This is a genomic window from Pseudomonas trutticola BRTCR10, from assembly GCF_056155105.1.
The window spans coordinates 850,525-857,500 of record NZ_CM149552.1; the positions used below are offsets into that span (position 1 = coordinate 850,525).

The window sequence follows — 6,976 nt, forward strand, 5'->3', positions numbered from 1 at the left end:
CCTATGCAATACCTGCGACTGCGCCAGCCATGAACGGGTTATCCACAGGTTGTTCCACAGTTATTGTGCGCAAGCGGAAAACCCGGGCATAAGCACTGGGGTGCTTTCTTCTAATGGTGATAAACACGGCTAACTGGTTGTTTTTGCGTGGGATTTGCATTTCGTCTGGCGAATTGAGTGAAAAGTGAGCAATGTCCGCGAACCCGCGTGACAGAAGGGTTACAGCGGAATGTACTCAGGTTATCCACAGTCGGGTGCACAGCAGATGTGGGCAACTCGGTGGAATAAGGGATATGGGCTGTGCCCTAAAAGATCGCAGCCTTCTTTTTATCTTGCTTCACCGCTGCAAGAGAATCCGCCCACGGCTGAGATCGGCCAATTGGCTCTGCAACAAATCAATCTGCGCTTCGCCCACCGCCAACTGCAACTCCACGCCATTGGCGGTGAAATTTTCTTCCACCACCAACCCGCCGAGATCCGCCACGCGCAATTTCACCAGCGCCAATTCGGCAAACGCGCAGGCACAACGCAGCGGCACACGGCTGATCAACTCGACTTTCGCCGCCGTTTGCAGGCACTTGTTCGCGCCACCGCCGTAGGCCCGAGCCAATCCGCCGGTGCCCAGTTGAATGCCGCCATACCAGCGAATCACCAGCACCGCGACCTGATCGCAATCCTGCGCTTCAATCGCAGCCAGTATCGGTCGCCCGGCCGTGCCGCCGGGTTCACCGTCATCATTGCTGCGATATTGATCGCCGAGTTTCCACGCCCAGCAATTGTGCGAGGCGTTCAAGTCGCTGTGTTGCTCGAAGAACGCCTGCGCATCGGCGGGGCTGCCAATCGGCGTGGCGTAGGTGATAAAGCGGCTTTTGCGAATCTCTTCGCGGTACTCGCAAAAACCGCTGAGGGTGAAAGGCATAAACGTCTTAAATAGAAGGGGTGAGGCCGCAGCCTTTGAGAATGATGCGGATCAGGTTGTTGCCGGCGTCTTCCATGTCCTGCTTGGTCAACTTGCTGCGCCCGCTGACGCGGCAGATCTGCGTGGCGAAGTCGGCGTAATGCTGGGTGCTGCCCCACAACAGGAAGATCAGGTGCACCGGATCGACCGGGTCCATTTTGCCCGCATCGATCCACGCCTGAAACACCGCCGCCCGGCCGGTGAACCAGGCGCGATAGTCCTGGTTGAAATACTCGCTCAGGCATTCGCCACCGCTGATCACTTCCATCGCGAAGATGCGCGAGGCTTGCGGCTGACGCCGGGAGAATTCCATTTTGGCGCGAATGTAACGGGTCAACGCTTCGGCCGGATCGTCCTCGGCGGTGAGGGTGTTGAAGGTGCTGTCCCACAGCTCGATGATGTTGCTCAGCACCGCGACGTACAACCCAAGCTTGTTGGTGAAGTAGTAATGCAGGTTCGCCTTGGGCAACCCGGCATTCTGCGCGATGGTGTTCATGCTGGTGCCTTTGTACCCGTGACGGGCGAACTCGTCTTCGGCGGCTTTGAGGATGGTCTCTTCGTTCTTCTGACGAATGCGGCTGGCGGGCTTGCCGCCGTGAGCGGGGACTTCAAAGGTCATAGGCACTTCCGGGTTTGTCTGTGGGTGCAACCAATTGCGTTGATAGCGCACCCACAGGCATCCGACAAGCCCTGAAGCGATAAAACCGTTACGCCTGTTCGATCTTGTTCAGTGGTGCATGTACTTCGGCAGACCCGGTTTTGGCCTCCGGCAACAACAGGCAAAGGATGATTGCGGTCAGTCCGCCGCTGGTAATCGCTGAATCGAACAGGTTCTGCACAAGCTTTGGCAGCAAGTGCAAGAGGTTCGGTTGCGCGGCGATGCCCAGACCGACGCCGAACGACGTGGCGATGATCAGCATGCTGCGCCGATCCAGCGGCGACTGCGCGAGGATGCGTACGCCGGCAGCAGCGACGGCGCCGAACATCACCAATGTCGCGCCGCCGAGCACCGGTTTCGGAATCTGTTGCAACACCGCGCCGATCATCGGGAACAGTCCAAGGCAAAACAGGATCGCGCCGATGTACAACCCGACGTAGCGGCTGGCAACGCCGGTCAACTGGATCACGCCGTTGTTCTGCGCAAAGGTTGTATTGGGAAAGGCGCTGAAGGTCGCGGCGATCATGCAGCTCACGCCATCACCGAGCACCCCGCCACGCAGGCGACTTATATAAGAAGGGCCGCTGATCGGTTGCCGGGCGAGCATGCAGTTGGCGGTGAGGTCGCCGACGGTTTCGATGGTGCTGATCAGATAAATCAGCGCGACGGGCAGGAAAGCCGTCCAGTCGAAGCTGAATCCGAACTTGAATGGTGTAGGAAGGCTTACCAGCGGCAAGTCGGGCAATGGCTGCGGCACCAGTTTCCCACTGAACCACGCCGCCAGGCTGCCAAGCACCAAACCGATGATGATTGCTGACAAGCGCACCCATGGCGTGTTCGAGCGGTTGAGCAGAATGATCGTCAGCAACACAAATACACCCAGCGCCAGATTGCCCGGCGCGCCGAAGTCCGGCGCATTGAAACCGCCGCCCAGATCGGTGATGCCGACCTTGATCAGACTGATGCCGATCAGCGTGATGACAATCCCGGTCACCAGTGGGGTAACCACCCGGCGCAACTGGCCAATGAAACGACTGAGGACGATCTGCACGAGCGCGCCGAAAAAGCACACGCCGAAGATCATCGCCAGAATGTCCTCCGGGCTGCCGCCACGCTGCTTGACCAGAAACCCCGCCGACAGCACCGCACCGAGAAAGGCAAAACTGGTGCCTTGTAAACAGATCATCCCGGCGCCAATGCCGAACGGCCTACGCGCCTGAATAAACGTGCCGACGCCCGAAACCATCAAGGCCATGCTGATCAGGTAGGGCAGGTGTGCGGTCAAACCGAGCGCCGAGCCGATCACCAGGGGCGGGGTGATGATGCCGACAAAACTGGCGAGCACGTGTTGCAGCGCCGCGAGGATCGCGGCGAGCGGTTTGGGGCGGTCATTGAGGCCGTAGATCAAATCGCTGGACGGTGCGGAATCTGGCTGCATGGGCTTGGGCTTCTTGTTGATGGATCGAGAGATCCTGCTTTGCAAAAAGCTGTCCACTTGCTCAGGTTATTGGCTGAGCGTCCCGCCAGAGCCCAATATGGCTGGGCCTTTGAAGATTTTCACCGCGTCGCCGCCAGACTCTCCAGAAAGCTTTCAAGCACCAAATGTGGGCGGCGCCCCTTGCGCGTGACCGATGCGAGGCTCAGATCATAAAAACGCGTGTTCGCCTTCAGCGCACGCAAGCGCCCCTGCTGCACCCAAAGGCTGGCGTAGTGATCCGGCAAATAACCGATATAACGCCCAGTCAGAATCAGAAACGCCATGCCCTCACGGTCCGAGGCACTGGCGGTGCAATTGAGCGCCTGGTAATGCGCCTGAATATCCGCCGGCAAACGAAACGTCGGGGCAATCGCGTCCTGACTGTTAAGGCGCTCGTCATCGAGTTGCTTGTCATCGACATAAAACAGTGGATGCCCGACCGCGCAATACAGCAGTGAGCGCTCGCTATACAGCGGCTGATATTCCAGCCCCGACAATGCGCTGGCCTGCGGCACCACACCAACATGCAAGCGACCATCAAGCACACCTTGTTCGACTTCGTTGGGCGCGATCATGCGGATCTGAATCTGCACATCCGGCCCGCGCTCCTTCAACTGGGCGAGAGCGTGGGTGATGCGCATGTGCGGCAGCGTGACCAGATTATCGGTCAGGCCGATGATCAACTCGCCACGCAAATGCTGGTGCAGGCCATTGACCTCGGTGCGAAAGCTTTCCAGCGCACTTAATAGCTGCAACGCCGATTGATAAACCTCGCGGCCTTCTTCGGTCAGCGAAAATCCCGCACGGCCACGCTGACACAAACGCAAGCCGAGACGCTGTTCGAGATCGCTCATCTGCTGACTGATAGCCGAGCGCCCAATACCGAGCACAGTCTCCGCTGCAGAGAAGCCACCGCATTCCACCACACTGCGAAAAATCCGCAGCAGGCGGATATCAAAGTCACTGACCTGGGCCAGCGGATCGGGGCGGCGGCTGCTCATGTTTTTATTCTCAATGTTTAGCAGGGTTCTAACTGAAGGTTAGAAGAGTTGAATTTCACCGACTTTATCGCCGTGGCAATTTAGCTGCAACAACGCTTTCCATCTCCCTGAAGCTTATGCCCTGCGAGGTTTTGCCCGATGAACATGCCTGAAAACGCACAGTCGCCACTGGCCAGCCAACTGAAGCTGGACGCGCACTGGATGCCGTACACCGCCAACCGCAACTTTCAGCGCGACCCGCGTCTGATCGTTGGCGCAGAAGGCAGCTGGCTGATCGACGACAAGGGCCGCAAGGTGTACGACTCGCTGTCGGGTCTGTGGACCTGCGGCGCCGGGCACACCCGCAAGGAAATTCAGGAAGCGGTATCGAAACAACTCGGCACGCTGGATTACTCGCCGGGCTTCCAGTACGGCCATCCGCTGTCGTTCCAACTGGCGGAGAAAATCACTGACCTGACCCCGGGCAACCTGAACCATGTGTTCTTCACCGATTCCGGTTCCGAGTGCGCCGACACCGCGGTGAAAATGGTGCGCGCCTACTGGCGCCTGAAAGGTCAGGCGACCAAAACCAAAATGATCGGCCGCGCCCGTGGCTACCACGGCGTGAACATCGCCGGCACCAGCCTCGGCGGCGTCAACGGCAACCGCAAGCTGTTTGGTCAGGCGATGATGGATGTCGATCACCTGCCGCACACCTTGCTGGCGAGCAATGCGTTCTCTCGTGGCATGCCGGAGCAGGGCGGTATCGCCCTGGCCGATGAGTTGCTGAAGCTGATCGAACTGCACGACGCGTCGAACATCGCTGCGGTGTTCGTTGAACCAATGGCCGGCTCCGCTGGCGTACTGGTTCCGCCACAGGGTTACCTTAAACGTCTGCGCGAGATCTGCGATCAGCACAACATCCTGCTGGTGTTCGACGAAGTGATCACCGGTTTCGGCCGTACCGGTTCGATGTTCGGCGCCGACAGTTTCGGTGTGACCCCGGACCTGATGTGCATCGCCAAGCAAGTCACCAACGGCGCGATCCCGATGGGAGCAGTGATTGCCAGCTCTGAGATCTACCAGACTTTCATGAATCAGCCGACCCCGGAATACGCTGTGGAATTCCCCCACGGTTACACCTACTCGGCACACCCGGTGGCATGCGCCGCTGGCCTGGCGGCACTCGACCTGCTGCAAAAGGAAAACCTGGTGCAGAGCGTGGCCGAGGTTGCACCGCATTTCGAAAACGCACTGCACGGTCTGAAAGGTTCGAAGAACGTCATCGACATCCGTAACTACGGCCTGGCCGGTGCGATCCAGATTGCTCATCGTGATGGCGACGCCATCGTACGTCCGTTCGAAGCGGGCATGGCCCTGTGGAAAGCCGGGTTCTACGTGCGCTTCGGCGGCGACACCCTGCAGTTCGGCCCAACCTTCAACAGCAAGCCGCAAGACCTCGATCGTCTGTTCGACGCGGTCGGCGAAGTGCTGAACAAGCTCGACTGATTTTTCCCTCTATATATAAGTACAAACAGCCGGCGCCCCTCGCGGGCGTCTGCGGACAAAAATTCAGGAGTTTTCGATGAGCGTTATCCCGCATTTGATCAATGGCGAACTGGTGACCGAGAACGGTCGCGCGGTTGATGTGTTCAACCCGTCCACCGGTCAGGCGATCCACAAACTGCCACTGGCGAGCCAGGCAACCATCCAGAAAGCCATTGATGCCGCCAAGGCTGCGTTTCCGGCATGGCGCAATACGCCACCGGCCAAGCGTGCGCAGGTGATGTTCCGCTTCAAGCAATTGCTGGAGCAGAACGAAGCACGCATCTCGCAATTGATCAGTGAAGAACACGGCAAGACCCTGGAAGACGCCGCCGGTGAATTGAAGCGCGGTATCGAGAACGTCGAGTTCGCCTGCGCAGCTCCGGAAATCCTCAAGGGCGAGTACAGCCGTAACGTCGGTCCGAACATCGACGCATGGTCGGACTTCCAGCCGCTGGGCGTGGTCGCCGGTATCACCCCGTTCAATTTCCCGGCGATGGTGCCGCTGTGGATGTACCCACTGGCGATCGTCTGCGGCAACTGCTTCATCCTCAAACCGTCCGAGCGTGATCCAAGCTCCACTCTGCTGATCGCTCAGTTGCTGCTGGAAGCCGGTCTGCCGAAAGGCGTGATGAGTGTGGTCCATGGCGACAAGACTGCGGTAGACGCGCTGATCGAAGCGCCGGAAGTCAAAGCGCTGAGCTTCGTCGGTTCGACGCCGATTGCTGAATACATCTACGCCGAAGGCACCAAGCGCGGCAAACGCGTTCAGGCACTGGGTGGCGCGAAGAACCACGCTGTGCTGATGCCGGATGCCGACCTGGACAACGCGGTCAGCGCATTGATGGGCGCAGCGTACGGTTCCTGCGGTGAGCGCTGCATGGCAATCTCGGTTGCCGTGTGTGTCGGCGATCAGGTGGCGGATGCGCTGGTGGCCAAACTGGTCCCACAGATCAAGGCACTGAAAATCGGCGCTGGCACTTCGTGCGGTCTGGACATGGGGCCATTGGTGACTGGTCAGGCGCGAGACAAAGTCAGCGGTTACGTTGATGACGGCGTGGCAGCGGGCGCGACCCTGGTGGTCGACGGTCGTGGTCTGAGCGTGGCGGGGCATGAAGAGGGCTTCTTCCTCGGTGGCTGCCTGTTCGACAACGTCACCCCTGAGATGCGTATCTATAAAGAAGAGATTTTCGGGCCAGTGCTGTGCGTTGTGCGGGTGAACAGCCTGGAAGAGGCGATGCAGCTGATCAACGATCACGAATACGGCAACGGTACTTGCATCTTCACCCGTGACGGTGAAGCGGCGCGGCTGTTCTGCGACGAGATCGAAGTCGGCATGGTTGGCGTCAACGTGCCGT

6 protein-coding genes (1 of these 6 cut by a window edge) are annotated in these 6,976 nt (G+C 59.1%); 2 read left to right on the plus strand and 4 right to left on the minus strand.

The genetic code is table 11. From position 1 onward, the window contains the following. Positions 1 to 337: 337 nt before the first annotated feature. The 4 genes from ACVVH8_RS03640 to ACVVH8_RS03655 all read right to left on the minus strand — a co-directional run bounded on the left by ACVVH8_RS03640 (position 338) and on the right by ACVVH8_RS03655 (position 4,094). Entirely contained in the window at positions 338 to 919 is a 582-nt protein-coding gene (locus ACVVH8_RS03640; RefSeq protein WP_103306258.1) for an IMPACT family protein, read from the minus strand. Between the two features lie 7 nt (positions 920 to 926). Continuing rightward, positions 927 to 1,577, minus strand: coding sequence for a TetR/AcrR family transcriptional regulator (locus tag ACVVH8_RS03645; protein WP_475228558.1), 651 nt, complete (start codon positions 1,575 to 1,577; stop codon positions 927 to 929). An 88-nt stretch (positions 1,578 to 1,665) separates the two neighbouring features. Further along, positions 1,666 to 3,054, minus strand: a complete 1,389-nt coding sequence (locus ACVVH8_RS03650; RefSeq protein ID WP_103306256.1) for a uracil-xanthine permease family protein — start codon at positions 3,052 to 3,054, stop codon at positions 1,666 to 1,668. A 119-nt stretch (positions 3,055 to 3,173) separates the two neighbouring features. Next, entirely contained in the window at positions 3,174 to 4,094 is a 921-nt protein-coding gene (locus ACVVH8_RS03655) for a LysR family transcriptional regulator (protein WP_103306255.1), read from the minus strand. A 138-nt stretch (positions 4,095 to 4,232) separates the two neighbouring features. Between ACVVH8_RS03655 and aptA the strand changes: the two genes are divergently transcribed. Both aptA and ACVVH8_RS03665 read left to right on the plus strand, forming a co-directional pair. Then, the gene (gene aptA, locus ACVVH8_RS03660; RefSeq protein WP_103306254.1) at positions 4,233 to 5,582 is read left to right on the plus strand and encodes an omega-aminotransferase AptA; all 1,350 of its coding nucleotides are present in this window, start codon (positions 4,233 to 4,235) and stop codon (positions 5,580 to 5,582) included. A 76-nt stretch (positions 5,583 to 5,658) separates the two neighbouring features. Further along, positions 5,659 to 6,976, plus strand: partial view of a CoA-acylating methylmalonate-semialdehyde dehydrogenase gene (locus ACVVH8_RS03665; protein ID WP_475228561.1) — the 5' portion only. Its footprint extends 176 nt past the window's final position; 1,318 of the gene's 1,494 nt are visible here — the first part of the coding sequence; it begins with the start codon at positions 5,659 to 5,661; the stop codon falls past the right edge of the window.

Bases quoted from the DNA above. Each gene is read 5' to 3' on its own strand.
- ACVVH8_RS03640 (WP_103306258.1), bottom strand. From the start codon at position 919: ATGCCTTTCACCCTCAGCGGTTTTTGCGAGTACCGCGAAGAGATTCGC.
- ACVVH8_RS03645 (WP_475228558.1), bottom strand. From the start codon at position 1,577: ATGACCTTTGAAGTCCCCGCTCACGGCGGCAAGCCCGCCAGCCGCATT.
- ACVVH8_RS03650 (WP_103306256.1), bottom strand. From the start codon at position 3,054: ATGCAGCCAGATTCCGCACCGTCCAGCGATTTGATCTACGGCCTCAAT.
- ACVVH8_RS03655 (WP_103306255.1), bottom strand. From the start codon at position 4,094: ATGAGCAGCCGCCGCCCCGATCCGCTGGCCCAGGTCAGTGACTTTGAT.
- aptA (WP_103306254.1), top strand. From the start codon at position 4,233: ATGAACATGCCTGAAAACGCACAGTCGCCACTGGCCAGCCAACTGAAG.